Genomic DNA, 22,256 nt, shown 5'->3' on the forward strand with positions numbered 1-22,256 from the left:
CCAGTGGGCGTAGGCGACGATCAGCCCGCCCGCCACCGTCAGCGCGGGTTCCAGAACCTCCCGCCCATGGGCGAGCGCGCCGGCCGCCATCAGCGCGAACCCCAGGATCGCCATCAGCCAGGGCATCCGGCTGCGGTGAATGGCCGAGCCGCGCACCAGGGCATAGATGGAAACCGGCGCCGCCAGCGCGATCAGCAGCCAGTGCACCCACACGGGGCCGTGCAGCAGTTCATCCGCGACTCCGGCTGCGAGCATGGGCGACAGCGCCAGCCCCAGCGGCAGCAGCAGGCAATGCACCAGGCACAGGCTGGACATCAGCGCCGCGGCGCCGTCGATCGATGGATCGTCCCTGTGGTGGAGTGTCACTTGCGGTTGGCCCTGCTCGCTGTTGCGGGATGTAATATTGTAACATCCCGCTTTCGTCAAGGCCGGGCTGTCAGCCGATCGAGGGGTAGAGGATCGTGTCGCGCGGGGGATCGGCGAGGCCGGGATAGTCTGTCGTGTAGTGCAGGCCCCGGCTTTCCTTGCGGCTTTGCGCTGAACGGACGATCAGATCGGCCACTTCGGCCAGGTTGCGCAGCTCCAGCAGATCCGGCGTCACGCGGAAATTGCCGTAATAATCCGCGATTTCCTGCCGCAGCAGCGCCACGCGGTGGGCAGCGCGTTCCAGCCGTCTGTCGGTACGGACGATGCCGACATAATCCCACATGAAACGGCGAAGCTCGTCCCAGTTGTGGGTGACGACGACTTCCTCGTCGGAGATCGTCACCCGGCTTTCGTCCCAGGGGCGGATGTCGGCCGGGGGCGGGGTATCGGGGAAGCGCGCGAGGATCTCGTCTGCGGCGGCGGCGCCGAACACGAGGCATTCCAGCAGGCTGTTCGACGCCAGCCGGTTCGCGCCATGCAGGCCCGACTGGCTGACTTCGCCGACGGCATAGAGGCCGGGCAGGTCGGTGCGGCCGTGCAGATCCACCAGCACGCCGCCGCAGCTGTAGTGGGCGGCCGGAACCACGGGGATCTGCTGGGTCACGGGGTCGATCCCCAGCTCGCGCAGCCGCTTCACGATCGTCGGGAAATGCTCTTCCACGAAGCCGGCCGGCTTGTGCGTCATGTCCAGCAGGACGTGCGGGATGCCCAGCCGCTTCATCTCGGCGTCGATGGCGCGGGCGACGACATCGCGCGGGGCCAGTTCACGGCGCGGATCATGCGCTTCCATGAAGGCGGTGCCGACCTTGTTTGCGGCATCCGCCGCGGGCGGCAGCCGCAGGATCCCGCCTTCGCCGCGCATGGCTTCGGTGATCAGGAAATTCTTCACCTGCGGGTGATAGAGGCAGGTGGGGTGGAACTGGTTGAACTCCATGTTGGACACCCGGCAGCCGGCGCGCCAGGCCATCGCGATGCCGTCCCCGGTGGAGCCGTCCGGGTTGGTGGAGAAGCGATAGACGCGGGAGGCGCCGCCGGTTGCCAGCACCACCGCGCGGCCCAGCAGGCGGCGGACATGGCCGGATTCGCGATCCAGCACATAGAGGCCCATGGCGCGCCGTTCGGCAAAGCCCCGGCCGTCGGCATGGCGTTCGGTGATGATGTCGATCGCCACCTGCCCGGGCAGGAAGCGGATGCCCGGCGTGGCGAGCGCCGCCTTTTCCAGCGCCTTCTGCACCGCCCAGCCGGTCGCGTCGTCCACATGCACGATCCGGCGCGCGCTGTGCCCGCCTTCCCTTGTCAGGTGCCAGCGCTCGGAAACCGTCTCGCCCGGATTGAAGGGCACGCCCAGCGCGGCCAGCCGCTCGATCGCGGGGCCGGCATGTTCCACCACGAACTCCACCGCGCGGCGGTCGTTCAGGCCCGCGCCCGCCACCATCGTGTCCTCGATATGGCTTTCGAAGGTGTCGCCCTCGTCCAGCACGGCGGCGATGCCGCCCTGCGCCCAGCTGGTGGAGCCAGCCGAGATGTCGGCCTTCGACAGCACCAGCACATTCAGCCCGCCGCCCGCGAGGTTGAGCGCCGTCGTCAGCCCGGCAGCGCCGGAGCCGACAACGATGACATCCGCCTCGATCAGTTCGGACATCAGCGCCCCCCTGCCGGCCCGCCGGCAAACAGCGGCCCGAATTCCGCCACCACCGTCGCCGGATCGAGGCTGCGGCTGGCCTGGCTCTCGTAGAGTTTCGCGCCGGGGCCTTCCGGAAACACGATCTCGATCGAACCGCCGACGCTGCTGGGCCCGCCGCGCTCAAGGCTGATGTAGGACAGGTTCGTTCCCACGATCGCGAAGCGGGGCATCCCGCGCTTCTGCGCCTGCTGCGCCGCCACCAGAAGCAGCGCCTCGTCCTGGGTGTCCACCTGCGCCATTCGCGTGGTGAGCCCGATGCGCAGCGCGGAGGCGTCGCGCGCGGGCGCGGGCTTCACGCTGTCGCCGCCCGGCTTCGCAAGCGCCTTGCCGATGTCGCTGGCGGGATCGGCATCCTCGAAGCGGGGCAGCAGCAGCATCAGCCGCTCGGGCGCGCCCTTGCCATGCACCTTGTCGGCGGCGGCCCGGCGGGAATCCGCGCGGAGCTTTGCGGGGTCGACGGGGGCGGCCCAGCCCTTGCCTGCCCCGGCCGATTCCAGCACGGGGGCGACCCATTCGGCGGGCACCAGCCAGCGCGTCCGCGCAGAGAGCAGGGTGCGCGCCTCGTCGATCCGGCCGGCAGACACGGCCTGCCGCGCACGGGCGAGCTGAATGAACTCGTCGGCCCGGGACACCGCCAGTGCGGCATCCCGCGCGTCCGCGCCGCTGCCCTGCGCCACGATGGCCAGCTTGTCGGCGGCTTCCTGGGCATCCGCGATGCTGGCGTCGGCCCCGGCGCTGTCCCCCGCGAGGGCCTGCGCCAGCGCCAGCTGGGCGAACAGCTGCGCCCATGGCTCCCGCGCGGCATCCTTCACCATGCGATAGTCAGCGGCCGCGCCCGCGTAATCGGCCGCGCCCAGCCGCTGCCGCGCGCGCTGGGCGACGGCCGAACTGCTCTTCAGCGCCCTGCGGTCCAGCACGGCTGCCTCGGCGCCGGAAATATCCGTCGACAGCGCCAGGATCGCCAGCCCCTCCTGATGCAGCAGCGAGCCGCCGGGGCGCGCCGCCATCGCTTCCAGCGCCAGCGCCTCTGCGCCGGGCTGATCCCCCTGCGACAGGCGGGCAATGGCGGCCAGCAGCTTGAGCGACGGGTGGAGGGTGCGCGCTGCCTGCGCCTGCCACTCGGCCGGCAGCTCCACCGCAAGCCCGGATCGCGCATCGCGCTCGGCGTCGGCCGCATTGCCGGCCTCCAGCGAATGAATTCCGCGGGCCAGATAGACCTCTGCGCGGCGCACGGGGTTCCCCGTCAGCGTGGAATCGCCCAGCGCTTCGGAACAGGCCGTCACGCCGGCGGCCCCCTTCAACCGGGCAGACGGATTCGGCCGTTCGCCCATGCCGGAGAGGCCCAGCGTCCCCAGCGCGAGAACGCCGCGGGCAACGGATTCCGCCGTATCCACCCGGCGCGGGAAGCCATCGCATTTCACAAGCGCGCTCTGCGCATAGGCCGGCGCTACGCAACAGGCAGCCGTCACAATGGCCGCCAACACCCGCTTCATGCAGACCCTCCCGTCAGTTCAAGGAACACATCTTCCAGATCCGCCTCCCGCGTGGATACGTCCACAACGGAAAGGCCCGATGCCTGCAGCCGGGCGAGGATCGCGCCCGCCTGCACGGCCTGCTTGTCGTAGAGGATGTCCAGCCGGCGCGGGGCCGTCAGCTCCACGCGGGTCACGCCCTCGATGTCGGGCAGGGTGGTCACGTCATGCTCCACCGTCACCAGCACGCGCTTGTCGCGCGCCTGGGCCAGAAGATCGGCCTTGGACTTGTCGGCGACGATGCGGCCATGGTTCACGATGGCGATCCGGTCGCACAGCTCTTCGGCTTCTTCCAGATAATGGGTCGTCAGCACGATGGTGGTGCCCGCCGCGTGCAGCTCGCGCACATAGGACCACAGCATCTGCCGCAGCTCGATGTCCACGCCGGCCGTCGGCTCGTCCAGGATCACCACGGGCGGCGCGTGCACCAGCGCCTTGGCGATCAGCAGGCGGCGCTTCATCCCGCCCGACAACTGGCGGGTATAGACATGCGCCTTGTCGGCCAGCCGCACCTTTTCCAGCAGCTCCATGGATCGGCGCCGTTCCTTCGGAACGCCATAGAGGCCGGCCTGAAGCTCCAGCGTCTCGAACGGGGTGAAGAAGGCGTCGAACAGCAGTTCCTGCGGCACCACGCCGATGGAGGCCTTGGCGTTGCGGGGGTGGGCGTCGATGTCGAACCCCCACACCTCGGCCCTGCCGCCTGTTTTCATCACCAGCCCCGCAAGGATGTTGATGAGGGTGGACTTTCCCGCCCCGTTCGGCCCCAGCAGCCCGAACATCGAGCCGCGCGGGATGTCGAGGCTGATGCCATCGAGCGCGCGCTTGCCGCCGGCATAGGTCTTTTCCAGCCCCTGCAGCCGGATGGCCGGGGGCGTCATGCCAGCTGCCGCACGTCTGACAGCCGCCCGGTGACGGCGGCCGCCGCCGCCATCGCGGGCGACATCAGGTGGGTGCGCGCGCCCGGCCCCTGCCGCCCGACGAAGTTGCGGTTGGAGGTGGAGGCGCAGCGCTCGCCCGAAGGCACCTTGTCGGGGTTCATGCCGAGGCACATGGAACAGCCGGGCTCCCGCCATTCGAAGCCGGCTTCGCGGAACACGCGGTCCAGCCCTTCCGCTTCCGCCTGCCGCTTCACCAGCCCCGATCCGGGCACCACCAGCGCCTGCCGCACATTGGCGGCAACCCGGCGGCCCTTCACGATCTCGGCCGCCGCGCGCAGATCCTCGATCCGGCTGTTGGTGCAGCTGCCGATGAAGATGTTCTCCACCGCCACATCCTCCATCCGGGTGCCGGGGGCGAGGCCCATATAGGCCAGCGACTTTTCCGCCGCCGCGCGCTTCGATGCGTCGGCGAAGCTGTCGGGCGAGGGGACAACGCCCGTCACCGGCACGACGTCCTCCGGGCTGGTGCCCCAGGTGACGAGCGGGGCGATGGCGCTGCCGTCGATCACCACCTCCCGGTCGAACCGGGCGCCGGGATCGGTGGGCAGCTGGCGCCACCAGGCGAGCGCCCGTTCCAGATCGGCGCCCTTCGGCGCGCGCGGCCGGCCGGCGACATAGGCGAAGGTCTTGTCATCGGGCGCGACGAGCCCGGCGCGCGCGCCCGCCTCGATCGACATGTTGCAGAGCGTCATGCGCCCTTCCATGCTGAGCGCCTCGATCACCGGGCCGCGATATTCCAGCACATGGCCGGTGCCGCCCGCCGTACCAAGCACGCCGCAGATCGCCAGCGCAACGTCCTTTGCGGTGATCGAATAGCCGAGGCTGCCCGTGACGGTGACGGCGAAGTTGCGCGACTTCTTCAGCAGCAGCGTCTGGGTGGCGAACACATGTTCCACCTCGGACGTGCCGATGCCGAAGGCGAGCGCGCCGAACGCGCCATGGGTGGAGGTGTGGCTGTCGCCGCAGACAAGGGTGACGCCCGGCAGGGTGAAGCCCTGTTCCGGCCCGATCACATGGACGATCCCCTGTTCGGGCGCATCGACGTCGAAATATTCCACCCCGAACTCGGCGCAATTGGCCTTCAGCGCCGCAAGCTGGGCCGCCGATTCGGGATCGGTGATGGGCTGCCGGCGGTCCGTCGTCGGCACATTGTGATCCGGCACCGCCAGCGTCAGATCCGGGCGGCGAAGGCGGCGGCCTGCGGCCTTCAGCCCGCTGAACGCCTGCGGCGTGGTCACTTCGTGGATCAGATGGCGGTCGATGAAGATCAGCGAGGTGCCGTCGTCGCGGGTGGAAACGACATGGTCATCCCAGATCTTGTCGTAGAGGGTGCGTGGCGCTGTCATGACCCGCTGGCGTTAGGCCCCCCACTCCCGCCGGGTCAAGCGGGCCGACGCCCCGGCCCGGCGGGCGCGGCTGCGTCAGATTCCGCGGTCGCGGCGGATCTGGCGCCAGTTGGCCACATTCGCCTGATGCTCTTCGTAGGTGCGGGCGAAGGCGTGGCCGCCCGTGCCGTCGGCCACCATGTAGAGATAGTCATGCACTTCCGGGTCCAGCACGGCGGCGATGCTTTCACGCCCCGGATTGGTGATCGGCCCCTGCGGAAGGCCGTCGCGCACATAGGTGTTGTAGCCGTTGTTCGCGCGCAGTTCCGACTGGCGGATGCGCCGCTGCAGCGGCTTGCCCTTGGTGACGGGGTAGATCACCGTCGGGTCCGCCTGCAGCCGCATGCCCTGCTTCAGCCGGTTGGAATAAAGGCCCGCGATGCGCCGCCGCTCGGACGGGTCGCCCGTTTCCTTTTCCACGATGCCCGCCAGGATGACGGCCTCGTCCTTCGTCTTGACGGCCGTATGCTCGGAGCGGCGCTCCCACTGGCGGTCCAGTTCCTCCGTCATCGCCTGCTGCATCCGCTTCAGCACATCGGCGCGGGTTTCGCCGATCTTCGCCTCATAGGTGGCGGGCAGCACCGTGCCTTCGGCGGGCGGCTCCACCCGGCCTTTCAGCCGGCCGACGGCGTTCAGCCGTTCCGCCACCTGGATGGAGGGCATGCCTTCGGGGATGGGGATGCGCACGATCAGCGTGTCGCCGCGCTTCAGCCGCTCCAGGATGGAGCCCCAGCCCTCGCCCTCGAAGAAGCCATAGGTGCCATACTGGATCTCGCGGCTGTCCCCCAGCGCGCGGGCCAGCAGCTCGAAGGCCTCGGAACTGTCGACGACGCCGGCCTTCTCCAGGATGTCGGCCGCCTGCCCGATGGAGGCGCCGCGCGGGATCTCCACCTCGATCCGGTCTGCGCCCGGCAGCGGCGCGCGCCGCCACATCGTCGCGGTCCACAGGCTGAGCGTGAGCATGGCGAGGAGCGACAGAACCGCCCCCCACACGACCCAGCGCGGCTGCCCCGCGACCCTGGCGCCTGCGGCCATCAGGCCTTCTTGAACACGACGGTCGCGTTGGTGCCGCCGAAGCCGAAGCTGTTGTTCAGCACGGCCTCGACCTTGCGCTCCTTCGCCTTCCACGGGACCAGGTCGACGCCTTCCGCGCCTTCGCACGGATCTTCAAGGTTCAGCGTCGGCGGCACGATCTGGTCGCGCAGGGCGAGCAGGGTGAAGATGCTTTCCACCGCGCCCGCGCCGCCCAGCAGGTGGCCGATGGCGGACTTGGTGCTGCTCATCGACACCTTGCCGATGTCGGCGCCGAACAGCCGCTTCACCGCGCCCAGCTCCAGCTCGTCGCCCATGGGCGTGGAGGTGCCGTGGGCGTTCACATAATCGATGTCGCCCGGGTTCAGCCCCGCGCGCTTCAGCGCCATCTGCATGGAGCGGAACGCGCCCGAGCCTTCGGGGTGCGGCGCCGTCACATGATAGGCGTCTCCGGTCAGGCCATAGCCCACCACTTCGCCATAGATTTTCGCGCCGCGCTTCTTCGCGCGCTCATATTCCTCCAGCACCACGATGCCGGCGCCTTCGCCCATCACGAAGCCGTCGCGTCCCTTGTCCCACGGGCGGCTGGCGCGGGTGGGCTCGTCGTTGAAGCCGGTGGAGAGCGCGCGGGCCTGCGCGAATCCGGCGATGCCGATGGGGCAGATGGTGGCTTCGGTGCCGCCGGCCACCATCACGTCCGCGTCGTCCAGCGCGATCAGCCGGGCGGCGTCGCCGATGGCGTGCGCGCCGGTGGAGCAGGCCGTGACGACCGCATGATTCGGCCCCATCAGGCCATATTTGATGGAGACCTGGCCCGACACCAGGTTGATCAGCCGGCCATGCACGAAGTGCGGAGACACCCGGCGCGGGCCGCGTTCGAACAACACGATGGCTTCCTCGGCGATTCCCGGCAGGCCGCCGATGCCCGAGCCGATCAGCGTGCCCGCGCGCAGCCGGTCCGCCTCTGGCATGTCGGTCAGCCCGGCATCCTCCAGCGCCTGACCGGCGGCATCGATACCATAGACGATGAACGGGTCCACCTGCCGCTGGATCTTGTGATCGACGCGCAGATTGGGGTCAAAGTCGGCGGGCTTCACCTCGCAGGCGATGCGGCAGCTGTAGTCGCTGGCGTCGAAACGGGTGATCGGCCCCGCGCCTGACTGGCCGGCGATCAGCCGCGTCCAGGTCTGCTCGACACTTCCACCCAGCGGGGTCACAAGCCCCAGGCCCGTCACGACAACGCGGCGCATCCTCGTCTCCCAGTTTCATGCCCCGCCGTTCCGGCCGGGCGGTCCCTGCTGCCGCCATAGCCGCGGGGGACAGATAAGGAAACGGCCCCGTGGAACCCACGAGGCCGTCAAGGGGCCGCGCGCAGGGGCGCGGCCCGGATCCGACTTACTTGCCGTTGGCGGCGATGAAGGCGATCGCGTCCTTCACGGTCAGGATCTTCTCGGCCGCATCGTCCGGGATCTCCACCCCGAACTCGTCCTCGAACGCCATGACCAGCTCGACGGTGTCGAGGCTGTCGGCGCCCAGATCGTCGATGAAGCTCGCCTCTTCGGTCACCTTCTCGGCGTCCACGCCGAGATGTTCGACAACGATCTTCTTCACCCGTTCGGCGACGTCGCTCATTCCTCTAACCCTTTCATTCGGGGTCCGAACCACCGTCGGGCCCCCGTGGATATGCCAAACCGCACTAGCCGTCCCGATTGCCCCATGCAAGCGGGGGCGCACCGGCTTCAGGCCCAGTGCGTGCTTCAGGCCCTGTGCATGCTTCAGGCCCAAAGCATGCTTCAAGCCATGTGCATCCCGCCGTTCACATGGATGGCCTGCCCCGTCACATAGCCGCCCTCGTCGCTGGCGAGCCACAGCACGGCTGCCGCCACGTCCGCGCCCTCGCCGAAGCGGCCGGCGGGAATGCGTTCGAACATCTTCGCCTTCTGGTCGTCGGTCAGCGCGTCCGTCATGGCAGAGGCGATGAAGCCGGGCGCCACGCAGTTCACGGTGACGCCCCGGCTGGCGACTTCGGCCGCGAGGCTGCGGGTCATCCCCTCCAGCCCGGCCTTCGCCGCCGCATAATTGGCCTGGCCGGGGTTGCCGATGGAGCCGACAACCGAACTGATCGAGACGATGCGCCCGTGGCGCGCCTTCATCATCGGCCTCAGCGCGGCGCGCGACAGCCGGAAGGCAGCCTCGAGATCCACCTTCAGCACGGCGGCCCAGTCCTCGTCCTTCATCCGCATGGCGAGGCCGTCGCGGGTGATGCCGGCGTTGTTCACCAGGATGTCCAGCTTCCCCAGCCGCTCGACGGCGGCAGGCACCAGCGCCTCCACCTCCTCCGCCACATCCAGCCGGCAGGGCAGCACCGCCGCGCCGCCCAGCTCGTCGGCCAGCGCCTGAAGCGCCTCTGCCCGGGTGCCCGACAGCGCCAGCGTCGCGCCGCGCGCCTTCAGCGTGCGGGCGATCGCCCCGCCGATGCCGCCGCTGGCGCCGGTGACGAGCGCGGTCTTTCCATTCAGGTCGAACATGCTTGTTTCTCCTCGCACTGGCTGGAGCGCGCAGGGCGCTCGCGGCCCGGTCGGGCCGGATCCGTTCAAAGCGCCTTCAGCACCGCCTCGATGTCGTCGGGCTTCATGACCGACAGGTTCTGGATGTCGGGCGCGATGCGCTTCACCATCGGCCCCAGCACCTTGCCGCCGAACTCCACCAGCCGGGTCACGCCGGCGGCCTGCATCGCCAGCACCGATTCGCGCCAGCGCACCGTTCCCGTCACCTGCTGCACCAGCAGGGCCTTGATCTCCTCAGGCGCGATCACCTGCGCCGCGGTGACGTTGGCGAACAGCGGCACCAGCGGCGGGGCGATGGAAACGGCGGCCAGCGCCTCGGCCATGGCGTCTGCGGCGGGGGCCATCAGCGGGCAGTGGAATGGCGCGGAAACCGGCAGCAGCACGGCGTGGCGGCTGCCCTTCGCCTTCGCAAGCACCAGCGCACGCTCCACGGCGGCCTTGTGGCCCGACACCACCACCTGCCCCGGCGCATTGTCGTTGGCAGAGGTGCAGACCTCGCCCTGCGCGGCCTCTTCCGCGATGGCCTGCACATCCTCCATCCCCAGACCCAGGATCGCGGCCATCGCGCCTTCGCCCGGCGGCACGGCGGCCTGCATCGCCTCGCCCCGGCGGCGCAGCAGCTTCGCCGTCACATCTGCGGGGATGGCGCCGGCAGCGGCCAGCGCGGAATATTCGCCAAGGCTGTGCCCGGCCACGAACGCCGCCTTTTCGGCCAGCCGGATGCCGCCCTCGGCCTCCAGCACGGCCAGCGCGGCAAGGCTGGAGGCCATGATCGCCGGCTGGGCGTTGGCGGTCAGCGTCAGCTGATCTTCCGGGCCCTCGAACATCAGGCGGGTCAGATTCTGCTTCAGCGCCTCGTCCACCTGCTCGAACATGGCGCGGGCGGCGGGGCTGGCATCGGCCAGGGCCTTGCCCATGCCGACGGACTGGCTCCCCTGGCCGGGGAAGATGAAGGCTGTGGTCACCGGCTGCGCTCACCTGGCTGTTGAATTCGGGACATGGCCCTAGCGCATTCAACCGCGCTGTCAAAACCGTCTGCCCCATGTCGGGAAATTGGGGCAACAGGCACCTTTTCTTGCGCGAAACCTTCCCCTATTGCTGCACGGCACTGGGAGCGGGGGCTCCATTCCATCTGTTCAGGCACGCGCCATGCGCGGCGTGGCAGACGGGCAGTGAGTGCCACTGTGCGTGTCCCTGCGTTCCACCGACAAGAAAGGTCGTCAATGAATCTGTTTTCCAGGCTTCCGCTCGTCGCTCTCGGGCTGGTCACTGCCCTGCCGATGGCGGGGCTTCCCGTTGCCGGAAGCGCGGCGTTCGCGCAGGCGATCTCGCCCGCCGTCGGCAAGCCGCTGCAGCAGGCGCTGAATGCCGCCAAGGCCGGCAACACCGCCGCCGCCACCAATTATGTGAACCAGGCCCGTTCCGCCGCCAGCACGCCGGCCGAGCGGACCAAGGTCTCGCAAACCGCCGCCTATGTCTATACGCGCGCCGGCAACTATGGGGCCGCCGCCGCCGAGCTGGAGCGCGTGGGCGCCCCGGCCTCGCAGCTGGCGCCGCTCTATTACCAGGCCCGCCAGTATGACAAGGCGATCGCCGCCGCCCGCAAGTCGGGCCAGACCACGATCATCGCCCAGTCCTATCTTCAGCAGGGCAAGCCCGCCGAAGCCGCGAAGATCTACCAGGAAATGGTGAACCGGAACCCCAACAATGTGAACGCGCTGCAGAACCTTGCCGCCGCGCAGAGCAAGATGGGTGACAAGAAGGGGTCGCTGGCAACCATCCAGAAGCTGATCCGCCTGGATCCGACGCCGGCCCGCTGGCGCGCCCTGCTGGTGGACATGAAGTCCGGCCCCATGTCGCGCGATTCCAAGCTCGCCCTCTATCACCTGATGCGCGAGACGGGGAACCTGACGACGGCGGCCGACGTGCAGGAGTTCGCCAAGCTCGCCATCGTGGCCGGGCAGCCGGGCGTCGCAGCCGACGTGGTGAAGACGGCCAGCGGTTCGGGCGTGCTGCCCGCAGGCGACCCGATGACGGGCAAGCTGGTCGAAGCCGCCGCGAAGCGCCAGGCCGCTGCCCTCGCCGCCGCGCCGGGCGCCGCGAAGTCCCCCGCGACCGCGCTTGCGGCCGGCAACGCCTTCCTGGGCGCCGGCCAGTATCCGCAGGCGATCGCGGCCTTCACCACGGCGCAGAAGGGCCCGAACCCGGGCGAAGCCGCGCTGTTCAAGGGCATCGCCCAGATCCGCGCCGGACAGGCCGCGGCTGCGCGCCAGTCGTTCAAGGCGGTGCCTGCCGGCTCCGCGAGCGAGATTGCCGGCCTGTGGGATCTCTACGCCGCGACGAAGTAAGCCTTCGCTTCGGCCAGAAACGAAAAGGGGGGTCCCGGCCAGCGCCGGGGCCCCTTTTTCATGGCGTCAGCCGCGCAGCGCGATCAGGCTGAGCTGGCGGCCGTAATCCGGCTCGCCCGCCAGCGTCTTGCGGCGATAGCTGAAGAAGCGGCCGTCATCCGGCCGCGTGTCTGCGCCCAGCCCTTCGGCGGCGTGAATGCCCGATTCGGCCAGCCGCCTGATGCAATAGCCTTCCAGATCGAACAGGGCGTGGCCGGGCCGGGCGTCGGTGAAGAACAGGCCGTTTTCCGGATCCGCCGCTTCGAAGCGGCTGCGGAAGCCATCATCCACTTCATAGGACCGGCGGCCGATGCAGGGGCCGACCGCGGCTGCGATCCGGCCGGGCCGCGCGCCGAGCCGCTCCATCAGGCCGATGGTCGCGCCGATGACGCCGCCAAGCGCGCCCTTCCAGCCGGCGTGGCAGGCGCCGATCACGCCCGCTTCGGTATCCTCGAACAGCAGCGGCGCGCAATCCGCCGTCAGGATGCCCAGCGCAAGGCCGGGGCGATCGGTGACAAGGCCATCCGCCTCCGGCCGGGCGTCGTCGGCCCAGTCGCCTGCCTCGACGGCGCGGGCGCTGTGCACCTGGTGCAGCGTCACCAGCCGGGCGGCCGGTGCCACGGCATTCAGCGCGCAAAGGCGGTTTTCCCGCACATGGGCGGGATCGTCGGAAGACCCCAGCCCCACGTTCAGGCTGGCGAAGATCCCTTCCGAGACGCCGCCGGTGCGGCCGAGGAACCCGTGCGGGCTGCGGATGGAACGGGCGGTCAGCCGTGTGATCAAAGAATGAGCCTCAGGATCCGGTCGTCATCGACGGTGGAGCCGACGACATAGGGATATTTGCCGACTTCGACAAAGCCGTGCCGGTCATAGAAGCGCCGCGCCCGGTGGTTTTCCACCCAGACGGTGAGGTAGAGATCCTGCACGCTGCGCGCGCGGGCCTCTGCGATCGCCCAGTCCGTCAGCGCATCGGCGAGGCCCGTGCCCTTGCCCTGTTCCGACAGATAGAGCTGCCGAAGCACCCACCAGCGCCGTCCTTCCAGCAGGTCGGGGATGTAGGCCGACAGTTCCTGCGGGCCCAGCATGCAGTAACCCAGCGGCTCGCCGCCGGGGCCTTCGGCCAGCATCACGGCGTGGTCGTCGGCCTCGCACGCGGCCCGGAAGCGCGCGTCGGACATCTCGGCCAGGAAGTCCGCCAGTTCGTGCGGCGGATAGATATGGCCGAAGGTGGCGGTGAAGCTGTCGTGGAACAGCTGCCGCACGGCCGGGGCGTCCGCCCCGCCCGCGCGCCTCAGGGCAAAGCTCATGCCCGCATCACGCTGCGGTCCGGCCCTGATGCACCTCGCGGAAATGCCCGCGCAGGCTCACCTTGTCGATCTTGCCGGAGCCGAGCTTTGGCAGCGGTTCCGCCACCACCCAAACGCGGGCGGGAACCTTGAAGGCGGCGAGGTCGCGCGCGACGAACTGGATGATCGCTTCGCCCTCCAGCGGCTCGCCGCCCTTGGGATAGACGACGGCGCCGACGATCTCGCCCAGCCGTTCGTCCGGCAGGCCGAACACCGAGGCTTCGGCGACGGCCGGGTGGCTGTAGATCGCGGCCTCCACTTCGGCGGCCGCGATATTCTCCCCGCCGCGGATGATGATGTCCTTCTTGCGGTCCACGATATAGAGGTAGCCGTCCGCATCGAGCTTGCCGAGATCGCCGGTGCGGAACCATCCGTCGCGGGTGAAGGCAGCGGTGGTCGCCTCCGGCTTGTTCCAGTAGCCGCGCACATTGGCGACCGAGCGGATGCACACCTCGCCCACCTCGCCTGCAGCCAAGGGCTTCATCGCGTCGTCGAAGATCGCCAGCTCGACGAGCGGCTTCGATGCGCGACCCGTGGAATCGGGCCGCAGCCGGTAATTCTCGCGGATATTGCCCGCGCCGACGCCGTTGGTTTCCGTCAGCCCATAGCCGATCGCCGGGCTCTTGCCCGGGAAGGCGTCTGCCAGCCGGCCCACATGTTCGGCCGGGCGCGGCGCGCCGCCGCCCGCGATGTCCAGCAGCGAGGAGAGATCATATTTGTCCCGGTCGGGGTGCTGCATCAGCTCCAGGCTCATCGTGGGCACGCCCACGAAATAGGTGGCGCGCTCCTTCTCGATCAGCTGCAGCGCCTCGCCTGCATCCCAGCGGTACATGATCACCAGCTTGCGGCCGATCGCGATGGACACCAGCAGCACCGGCACCAGCCCGGTGATGTGGAACAAGGGCACGTTCAGCAGCATCACCTGCTGCGCGGGCAGTTCGGTGCCGGCCGCCTGCGCCAGCTGCAGCATGGACAGGCCCTGCACCAGATAGTTCATCGAGCCCGACACGATGGCGCGGTGGGTGGAAACCGCCCCCTTGGGCGCCCCGGTCGAGCCCGATGTGTACATGATCGTCGCGTCATCCTCGGGGTAGATGGGCGGCAGATACCAGGGCGCGGGCGGCGACGCGGCAATCGCATCCTCCAGCGTTTCCGCCCCCAGCTGGGCGGCCACCTGGTGGCTGGTCCGCACCGCGACGACACTGACCGAAAGCCCCTCGATCTCGCGGATGCGGCGCAGCCGCTCCTCGTCGGCGAACACCAGCCGGGTGCCGGAATCGCGGATGCCATAGGCCAGCTCGTCCGATTTCCACCAGGCGTTCATCGGCACCACCACCGCGCCCACCATCACGGCGGCGAGGAAGGTTGAAACCCATTCCGGATAGTTGCGCATGGCGATCGCGATGCGATCCCCCTTGGCGATGCCGTGCCGCGCCTGAAGCGCGGCCGCGATCCGCACCGATTGCGCCTGCACGTCGGCAAAGGTCAGCCGCTCGCCCTGATAGACGATGAACTCCTTGTCGGCGTTGGTCGCCAGGAAGAAGGCCAGATACTCGCGCAGCGACTGGGGCGCGCTTTCGAACACGGGATAGTCCGCGCCCCGGATGTTCGCCGTTCCCAGCGCCAGCTGCCCGCCGGGCGCCGTGATGGCGGCGGTCGCCGCGTCGATTGCCTTGTCGAGATCGGTCAGGGCCATTGTCGTCCTCAATAATTCAGCAGCTGGGCGACGCGGTCGCCGTGGAAGGCATTGTCCCCGAAGGTCTCGGCCGCAGCACGCGCCCGCTTCATGTAGAAGCCGATGTCGAACTCGTCCGTCATGCCGATGCCGCCGTGCATCTGCACCGCCTCGTTGGTGGCGAGCTTCACGACATCGCCGGCCTTCGCCTTCGCCAGCGCCACGAACAGGGCGGCGCGCTCGTCGCCCTCGTCCAGCGCGGTCAGCGCCTTCAGCGTGACGGAGCGCGCCAGCTCGATCTCGCAGAACAGGTGCGCCGCCCGGTGCTGGAGCGACTGGAAGGTGCCGATCTTCACGCCGAACTGCTCGCGCTGCTTCAGATAATCCACCGTGGTGTCGAAGCTCTGGGCGGAAACGCCCAGCATTTCCGCCGCAAGGCAGGCGCGGCCCGCATCCAGCGCGGCTTCCAGGATCGCGAAGCCGCCGCCGATCTCGCCCAGCACGTCCGCGCCGTCCACCTGCACGCCATCCAGCGTGAGTTCGGCGGCGTTGCGGCTGTCCACCATGGAGCGGCGCTTCACGCCCACGCCCGACGCCTTCGGATCGACGAGGAACAGGGTGATGCCCGCCTTCTCGTCGTCCGCGCCGGAGGTACGGGCGGCAACGATCAGCCTGTCAGCCACATGGCCGTCCAGCACGAAGGGCTTCGCGCCCGTCAGCCGGAAGCCGTTGCCCGATGCTTCTGCCCGGGTGGCGATGCTGGCCGGCTGGTGCCGGGCCTTTTCGTCGGCCGCCAGCGCCACGATCAGCTCGCCGGCGGCGATCTTCGGCAGCAGCGATGCCTTCTGGTCCGCGCTTCCGCCCTTGCCGATGGCCGTGGCGGACAACACCGCCGACGACAGGAAGGGCGACAGCGACAGGTTGCGGCCGATCGCTTCCTGGATCAGCCCGGCGGCCACCATGCCCAGCCCGGCGCCGCCGAACTGTTCGGGAATGGCGACACCCGCGAACCCCATCTCGGCCATCTTCGCCCACAGGCCGCGGTCGAAGCCGTCGGCATCAGCCGCGTCGCGCAGCTTGCGCAGCTGCGAAACCGGGGCGTTTTCGGCGAAGAAGCCCTCTGCGGATTCCTTCACCATCCGCTGCTCGTCGGTCAGAACCAATGCCATCTGATCAGGCCCCCGGAAGCTGGAGAACGCGCTTGGCGATGATGTTCAACTGCACTTCCGATGTTCCTCCCTCGATGGAATTGGCACGGCTGCGCAGCCATTCGCGCGCCAGTGCGCCGTCATAGCGCTCCTCCCCCTCCCAGGTGAGGCCGTCCGAGCCCTGGATCGACATCAGCAGTTCCTGCCGGTTCTTGTTCAGCTCGGTCCCGTAATATTTCAGCATGGAGGAAAGGGCGCCCACGCCCTGCCCGGCCTTCGCTTCATCCTTCACCCGCTCCATCGTCAGCGCGAAGGCGAAGGCGTCGATCTCGTGCCGGGCGATGTCGGCGCGCAGCAGGCTGTCCTTCAGCCGGCCCTCGCCATCTGTGCCGATCGCCTTCTTGGCGATCTGGTGCATCGAATCCCGGCCCGGCGAGCCCATGTCGCCGATCATCTCCCGCTCGTGCGTGAGGAGATATTTGGCGATGTCCCAGCCCTTGCCGCGCGTGCCGACCAGATTTTCGGCCGGCACGCGGACATTGTCGAAGAAGGTCTGGCAGAAGGGTGAATAGCCCGAAATCAGCTTGATCGGGCTGGTGGTGACGCCGGGGCTCTCCATGTCGAACAGCAGGAAGCTGATGCCCAGATGCTTGGGGGCGTCCGGATCGGTGCGGACAAGGCAGAAGATCCAGTCCGCCTTGTCTGCATAGCTGGTCCAGATCTTGGAGCCATTCACCACATATTCGTCACCCTCGAGGATGGCGGAGGTGCGCAGGCTGGCGAGATCGGAGCCCGCGCCAGGCTCGCTGTAGCCCTGGCACCAGCGGATTTCGCCACGGGCGATCTTCGGCAGATGCTCCTTCTTCTGCGCCTCGTTGCCATATTTCAGCAGCGCCGGCCCCAGCATCCAGATGCCGAACGAGGACAGCGGCGGCCGCGCCCGGATGCGGCGCATTTCCTGCAGCAGGATCTTGGCCTCGTCCTTCGTCAGGCCGCCGCCGCCATATTCGGTGGGCCATTCCGGCACCGTCCAGCCCTTCGCGGCCATGCGCTCCAGCCATAGCTTCTGCGCCTCGCTGCGGAACTTCCACTTGCGCCCGCCCCAGCACATGTCGTTGTCGCCGCCGGGCGGCGTCCGCATCTCGGCCGGGCAATTTTCCTCCAGCCATGCGCGGGTTTCCGCGCGGAAGGCCGCGAGTTCGGGCGTTTCGTCCATTATCCTGTCTCTCTCCCAAAAGCGCTCTCGCGCTCTCTCCTTACAGCCGATATGAAGCCCGGCATGGAATTTTTCCAGACACCTGTCGAATGGGCGAGCCTCGGGCTCGACCCTGTCGCCCTCCAGATCGGGCCGCTCGCGCTGCGCTGGTACAGCCTCGCCTATATCATCGGCATCATCGCTGCCTGGTGGCTGCTGCTGCGCATGGTGCGGCGGCCCGGCGCGCCCATGACGGCAAAGCATGTGGACGACCTTGTCACCTGGTGCACGCTGGGCGTGATCCTGGGCGGGCGGCTCGCCTATGTGATCTTCTACAACCCGTCCCAGTATCTCCAGAACCCGCTGGACATCTTCAAGCTGTGGGAAGGCGGGATGAGCTTCCATGGCGGGCTGGCGGGCGTGATCCTCGCCATCGTCCTCTATGCCCGGTCACAGGGGCTCTCCGCGCTCAGGATCCTCGACTATGTCGCGGTCGTCACCCCGATCGGCCTGTTGCTGGGGCGATTCGCCAACTTCGTGAACGGGGAATTGTGGGGCCGGCCGACGGACGGCACCTGGGGCATCATCTTCCCCGACGCCGGGCCTGATCCGCGCCACCCCAGCCAGCTGTACGAAGCCGCGCTGGAAGGCGCGCTGCTGCTGATCGTGCTGACCTTCCTGTTCTGGGCCACACGGGCGCGGCTGAAGCCCGGCCTGCTGGGCGGCATCTTCATTGCCGGCTATGGCCTGTCGCGGTTCGTGATCGAATTCTTCCGCGAGCCCGATGCCCAGCTGGGCGTGCTGCCCATCGGCCTCACCATGGGGCAACTTCTGACGCTGCCGATGATCCTGGGCGGCCTGTGGCTGCTGGCCACGCTGAACCGGCGCGAGACCGCTTCGGAAACCGCCCCGGCGTGAGCCCCGAGATCGCCGACCTGCTGCGGCGCGAAGGGCCGCTGCCGCTGGCGCGCGTGATGGCGATCGCGGCGGATCACTATTACGCCACGCGGGAACCCTTTGGCGTGGCGGGCGATTTCGTGACCGCCCCGGAAATCAGCCAGATGTTCGGGGAGCTGATCGGCCTGTGGCTGGCAGACCTGTGGCTGCGCGCCGGATCGCCCGCGCCGGTGATCCTGGCAGAGCTGGGGCCGGGGCGCGGAACCCTGATGGCGGATGCGCTGCGCGCCATCGGCCGTGCGGCGCCGGCCCTTCGCGCCGCGCTTTCGGTGCATTTCATCGAGAAAAGCCCCCGGTTGCGCACCCTTCAGGCAAAGGCGGTGCCGGAGGCCGCCTGGCACGACGACCTGTCCACCCTGCCCACCGACGCCCCGCTGCTGCTCGTGGCGAACGAGTTTCTGGACGCCCTGCCGCTGACCCAGTTCGAGCGGGTGGAGGATGGCTGGGTGATGCGCCGCGTGGAACTGACCTCGCGCGGGCCGCGCTGGGACCGGAGCGTCGGCGCCAACCTCGCCTTCCTGCCCGCGGAGATCCGCGATTCGCCGCCGGGCAGCGTGCACGAACGCAATTTCGGCGCCGAGCAGGTGGCGGCAGCGGTTGCACGCCGGCTGGCGGCGCAGGGCGGCGCGGCGTTGTTCATCGACTATGGCTATTCCGGCCCCGCCACCGGAGACACGCTGCAGGCGCTGAAAGGCGGCCGCTTCGCCGACGCGCTGGAAACGCTGGGCGAGGCGGACATTTCCGCCCATGTCGATTTCGCGGCCATTGCCCGCGCGGCTGCGGCCCATGCGCGGGTGTTCGGCCCTCAGCCGCAGGGGCCGTTCCTGCAGGCGATCGGCCTCGACGACCGGGCCGAAGCGCTGAAGCGGCTGGCGAGCCTGGAACGCCGGGCCGAGATCGAGGCGGCGCGGGTGCGCCTGTGCGCCGCAGGGGCCATGGGCCGGCTGTTCCAGGTGCTGGGAATTGTCGGCCGCGACTGGCCAGTTCCGGCGGGATTCCCTACATTGCAGGCATGACAGATTCTGCCGCCAAGCTCGCCGCCCTCCGCGCCACTCTGAAGGCCGACGGCCTGGACGGGTTCATCGTGCCGCTGACGGACGAGCATATGTCGGAATATGTCGGCGCCTATGCCCAGCGGCTGGGCTGGCTGACGGGCTTTCAGGGCAGCGCCGGATCGGCCGCCGTGCTGGCGGATCGCCCGACCGATGCAGGCCCCGCCTGCGGGGCAGCGATCTTCGTGGACGGGCGCTACACGATCCAGGTGCGCGCGCAGGTGGATGGCGATCTGTACGAATATCGCTCGGTGCCTGCCGAGCCGCTGCACCTGTGGCTGGCGGAAAACGCCGCCCCCGGATCGCGGATCGGCTATGATCCCTGGCTGACGACGCGGGCCTTCCTGCGCACCGCCGAAGCGGCGCTGGCGGCGAAGGACATCCGGCTGGTGCCGGTGGCCGCGAACCCGGTGGACAAGGTCTGGGCGGATCAGCCGGCCCCGCCGATGGGTGCGGCGGAAATCCATGGCGCGGAATTCGCGGGGCGCAGCTCTGCCGACAAGCGCGCCGCGATCGCCGCCGAGCTGAAGAAGGCGGGCGCGACCGCCGTGCTGCTTTCCGCGCTCGATTCGATCGCCTGGGCCTTCAACATCCGCGGCCATGATGTCGCCCGCACGCCCGTCGTGCGCGCCTTCGCCATCGTGCGCGACGACGCGACCGCCACCTTGTTCACCGCGCCGTCGAAGATTCCGGGCGAAGTCGCCGCGCATCTGGGGCCGTACGTGACGATCCAGCCCTATAAAGCCTTCGGCCCCGCGCTGGAGGCGCTGGAGGGCGCGGTGATGCTGGACCCGGCCTGGTCCGTCGCCGCCATCTTCGAGGCGCTGGGACGCGGCAAGGCGCGGATCATCGAGGCGCGCGATCCCACCATCCTGCCGAAGTCGGCCAAGAACCCGGTCGAGCTGGACGGCATGCGCGCCGCCCATGTGCGCGACGGCGGGGCCATCGCCAAATTCCTGCATTCGCTGGAAACGGCGCTGCCGGCCGACGAGATCGACGCATCCGACCGGCTGGAGGCCTTCCGCCGGGAATCGAACCTGCTGAAGGATCTGTCGTTCGACAGCATTTCCGCCGTGGGGCCGAACGCGGCCCTGCCGCATTACCGGTCGGAGCCGGAGACGAAGCGCGCCTTCGCGGGCGAGACGATCTACCTCATCGATTCGGGCGGCCAGTATCCCGACGGCACCACCGACATCACGCGCACGGTCGCGCTGGGTACGCCGACGGCGGAAATGAAGGACCGCTACACCCGCGTGCTGAAGGGCCATATCGCGCTCGCCGTCGCCCGGTTCCCGAAGGGCACGCGCGGCGGGCAGCTGGATATCCTTGCGCGGCAGTTCCTGTGGTCGGCCGGGCTCGATTATGCCCATGGCACCGGCCATGGCGTCGGCCATTTCCTGGGCGTTCATGAAGGCCCGCAGCGGATCGCGGCCGCCGTGGGTGCGCCCGGGGTGGAGGAAGTGCTGCTGCCCGGCATGGTGCTGTCGAACGAGCCCGGATTCTACAAGGCGGGCGACTATGGCATCCGCATCGAGAATCTGGTGATCGTGGTGGAGGACAGCCGCCCGACGGACGAACAGCCGATGCTGGCCTTCGAGACGATCACCCTGGCCCCCATCGACAAGCGGCTGATCGAGCCTGCGCTGCTGACGCCCGCCGAAACCGGCTGGCTCGACGCCTATCATGAACGGGTGCGCGCCGCGCTGGAGCCCCAGCTCGACGGCCCCGCGCGGGACTGGCTGCTGGCCGCGACCGCCCCGCTCCTCGCCGAGGCGCGGGCGGCGGCATGAGGGAGCTGGCGGAAACCCTCGTCCGACCTCTCGATCTCGCCCGCACGGCCCCTTTCTGGAGCTGGCTGGCGCCTGCGGCCGCCATCGTGGCGCTGGCGCTGTTCCACGCCCGCGCGTCGGATGTGTCGATCGCGCTGATGCTGGGCGCGCTGTTGATCCCGGCGGTGCTGGCCGCCGTCCACCATGCGGAAGTGATCGCGGTGAAGGTGGGGGAGCCGTTCGGCACGCTGGTGCTGGCGCTGGCCGTCACCGTCATCGAATGCGCGCTTATCGTGACGCTGATGCTGGCAAAGCCGGGCGCATCAGCCGCGCTGCTGCGCGATACCGTCTATTCGGCGGTGATGATCATCCTGGCGGGCGTGGTGGGGCTGTGCATCACCGTGGGGGCCGCGCGCCACCATGTGCAGCGCTTCGGCCTGCATGGCGTGTCCGCCGCCACCACGACGCTGGCGGCCCTTGCCGTGCTGGTGCTGGTGCTGCCCAATTTCACCACCTCCACCCTGGGCCCCACCTACACCAATTCGCAACTGATCCTGGTGGGGGCCGCCAGCCTGGTGCTGTGGCTGCTGTTCGTGGTGGTGCAGACGGTGCGTCACCGCGACTATTTCCTGCCCGAGGACGGCGGGGCCGACGAGCATCATGACGCGGGCAGCATCACCCCCCGGCAGATGTGGCTGGCGCTGGGGCTGCTGCTTGCCAGCCTGACGACCGTGGTGCTGCTTGCCAAGACCCTGTCCGACCCGCTGGCGGCCGCGATCGTGAAATCGGGCGCGCCGCTGTCGGCCGTCGGCGTGGTCATCGCCGGGGTCGTGCTGCTGCCCGAAGGAATCGCGGCCGTGCGCGCCGCCCGGAACGACCGGTTGCAGACCAGCCTGAACCTCGCGCTCGGCTCGGCGCTGGCGACCATCGGGCTGACGGTGCCCATCATCGCGGGCCTGTCCGTCTTCTTCGGCTGGACCCTGGTGCTGGGCCTCGACGCCAAGGGCATCACCCTGCTGTCGCTCACCCTGCTCGTCTCGTCGATGTCGCTCTCGACAGGGCGGACGACCGTGCTGCAGGGTGCCGTGCATCTGGTGATCTTCGCCTTCTTCCTGTTCACCTCCTTCGCACCCTGATCCGGGCCGATAGGCCGGAAGTCCATC

The 22,256-nt window shown here is 69.1% G+C and carries 20 protein-coding genes; 5 read left to right on the forward strand and 15 right to left on the reverse strand.

Annotated features, from left to right (window positions below; genetic code table 11):
- The 10 genes from ACE3O8_RS02560 to fabD form a co-directional block, all read right to left on the reverse strand.
- A partial coding sequence (locus ACE3O8_RS02560; RefSeq protein WP_374386457.1) for a MerC domain-containing protein occupies positions 1-366 on the reverse strand: 366 nt, incomplete at its 3' end.
- A gap of 70 nt (positions 367-436) precedes the next feature.
- Positions 437-2,068 (reverse strand): L-aspartate oxidase, encoded by a 1,632-nt coding sequence (gene nadB, locus ACE3O8_RS02565; protein ID WP_374386459.1) that lies wholly within the window; start codon positions 2,066-2,068, stop codon positions 437-439.
- Positions 2,068-3,603, reverse strand: coding sequence for a hypothetical protein (locus ACE3O8_RS02570; protein WP_374386461.1), 1,536 nt, complete (start codon positions 3,601-3,603; stop codon positions 2,068-2,070). Before ACE3O8_RS02570 ends, nadB begins: the two co-directional genes overlap by 1 nt.
- Positions 3,600-4,520, reverse strand: coding sequence for an ABC transporter ATP-binding protein (locus tag ACE3O8_RS02575; RefSeq protein ID WP_374386463.1), 921 nt, complete (start codon positions 4,518-4,520; stop codon positions 3,600-3,602). The genes ACE3O8_RS02570 and ACE3O8_RS02575 overlap by 4 nt, the downstream gene beginning before the upstream one ends.
- On the reverse strand, positions 4,517-5,926 hold the full coding sequence (gene leuC, locus ACE3O8_RS02580; RefSeq protein WP_374386465.1) for a 3-isopropylmalate dehydratase large subunit: 1,410 nt from the start codon (positions 5,924-5,926) through the stop codon (positions 4,517-4,519). The genes ACE3O8_RS02575 and leuC overlap by 4 nt, the downstream gene beginning before the upstream one ends.
- Before the next feature lie 75 nt (positions 5,927-6,001).
- Positions 6,002-7,000 (reverse strand): endolytic transglycosylase MltG, encoded by a 999-nt coding sequence (gene mltG, locus ACE3O8_RS02585; protein WP_374386467.1) that lies wholly within the window; start codon positions 6,998-7,000, stop codon positions 6,002-6,004.
- Positions 7,000-8,247, reverse strand: a complete 1,248-nt coding sequence (gene fabF / locus ACE3O8_RS02590; protein ID WP_374386469.1) for a beta-ketoacyl-ACP synthase II — start codon at positions 8,245-8,247, stop codon at positions 7,000-7,002. The genes mltG and fabF overlap by 1 nt, the downstream gene beginning before the upstream one ends.
- A 145-nt stretch (positions 8,248-8,392) precedes the next feature.
- On the reverse strand, positions 8,393-8,629 hold the full coding sequence (locus ACE3O8_RS02595; protein WP_374386471.1) for an acyl carrier protein: 237 nt from the start codon (positions 8,627-8,629) through the stop codon (positions 8,393-8,395).
- 161 nt (positions 8,630-8,790) lie between these two features.
- A complete protein-coding gene (gene fabG, locus ACE3O8_RS02600; protein WP_374386474.1) occupies positions 8,791-9,525 on the reverse strand; it encodes a 3-oxoacyl-[acyl-carrier-protein] reductase in 735 nt (244 codons plus the stop codon).
- Positions 9,526-9,590: 65 nt separating this feature from the next.
- Positions 9,591-10,529: an ACP S-malonyltransferase gene (gene fabD / locus ACE3O8_RS02605; RefSeq protein WP_374386475.1), complete on the reverse strand. Its 939-nt coding sequence runs from the start codon at positions 10,527-10,529 to the stop codon at positions 9,591-9,593.
- 258 nt (positions 10,530-10,787) lie between these two features.
- On the opposite strand from fabD, the gene ACE3O8_RS02610 reads away from it, so the two are divergent.
- Positions 10,788-11,912, forward strand: a complete 1,125-nt coding sequence (locus ACE3O8_RS02610) for a tetratricopeptide repeat protein (RefSeq protein ID WP_374386478.1) — start codon at positions 10,788-10,790, stop codon at positions 11,910-11,912.
- Between the two features lie 66 nt (positions 11,913-11,978).
- Here ACE3O8_RS02610 and pgeF read toward each other — a convergent pair whose 3' ends face one another.
- The 5 genes from pgeF to ACE3O8_RS02635 are packed head-to-tail and all read right to left on the reverse strand — an operon-like array spanning position 11,979 to position 17,336.
- A complete protein-coding gene (gene pgeF, locus ACE3O8_RS02615; protein ID WP_374386480.1) occupies positions 11,979-12,734 on the reverse strand; it encodes a peptidoglycan editing factor PgeF in 756 nt (251 codons plus the stop codon).
- Positions 12,731-13,258, reverse strand: a complete 528-nt coding sequence (locus ACE3O8_RS02620; protein ID WP_374386482.1) for an N-acetyltransferase family protein — start codon at positions 13,256-13,258, stop codon at positions 12,731-12,733. Before ACE3O8_RS02620 ends, pgeF begins: the two co-directional genes overlap by 4 nt.
- A gap of 7 nt (positions 13,259-13,265) precedes the next feature.
- Positions 13,266-14,993: a class I adenylate-forming enzyme family protein gene (locus tag ACE3O8_RS02625; RefSeq protein WP_374386484.1), complete on the reverse strand. Its 1,728-nt coding sequence runs from the start codon at positions 14,991-14,993 to the stop codon at positions 13,266-13,268.
- An 8-nt stretch (positions 14,994-15,001) separates the two neighbouring features.
- Positions 15,002-16,141, reverse strand: a complete 1,140-nt coding sequence (locus ACE3O8_RS02630) for an acyl-CoA dehydrogenase family protein (RefSeq protein ID WP_374386487.1) — start codon at positions 16,139-16,141, stop codon at positions 15,002-15,004.
- Positions 16,142-16,145: 4 nt separating this feature from the next.
- A complete protein-coding gene (locus tag ACE3O8_RS02635) occupies positions 16,146-17,336 on the reverse strand; it encodes an acyl-CoA dehydrogenase family protein (protein WP_374386489.1) in 1,191 nt (396 codons plus the stop codon).
- Positions 17,337-17,399: 63 nt separating this feature from the next.
- Between ACE3O8_RS02635 and lgt the strand changes: the two genes are divergently transcribed.
- The 4 genes from lgt to ACE3O8_RS02655 are packed head-to-tail and all read left to right on the forward strand — an operon-like array spanning position 17,400 to position 22,229.
- On the forward strand, positions 17,400-18,233 hold the full coding sequence (gene lgt / locus ACE3O8_RS02640) for a prolipoprotein diacylglyceryl transferase (protein WP_374386491.1): 834 nt from the start codon (positions 17,400-17,402) through the stop codon (positions 18,231-18,233).
- Complete coding sequence (locus ACE3O8_RS02645) at positions 18,230-19,288, forward strand: class I SAM-dependent methyltransferase (protein WP_374386493.1); 1,059 nt, start codon at positions 18,230-18,232, stop codon at positions 19,286-19,288. The genes lgt and ACE3O8_RS02645 overlap by 4 nt, the downstream gene beginning before the upstream one ends.
- Entirely contained in the window at positions 19,285-21,114 is a 1,830-nt protein-coding gene (locus tag ACE3O8_RS02650) for an aminopeptidase P family protein (RefSeq protein WP_374386495.1), read from the forward strand. Before ACE3O8_RS02645 ends, ACE3O8_RS02650 begins: the two co-directional genes overlap by 4 nt.
- Positions 21,111-22,229, forward strand: coding sequence for a calcium:proton antiporter (locus tag ACE3O8_RS02655; protein ID WP_374386497.1), 1,119 nt, complete (start codon positions 21,111-21,113; stop codon positions 22,227-22,229). Before ACE3O8_RS02650 ends, ACE3O8_RS02655 begins: the two co-directional genes overlap by 4 nt.
- Positions 22,230-22,256: the final 27 nt, after the last annotated feature.

This window comes from Sandaracinobacter sp. (genome assembly GCF_041909755.1).
GTDB lineage: Bacteria > Pseudomonadota > Alphaproteobacteria > Sphingomonadales > Sphingomonadaceae > Sandaracinobacteroides.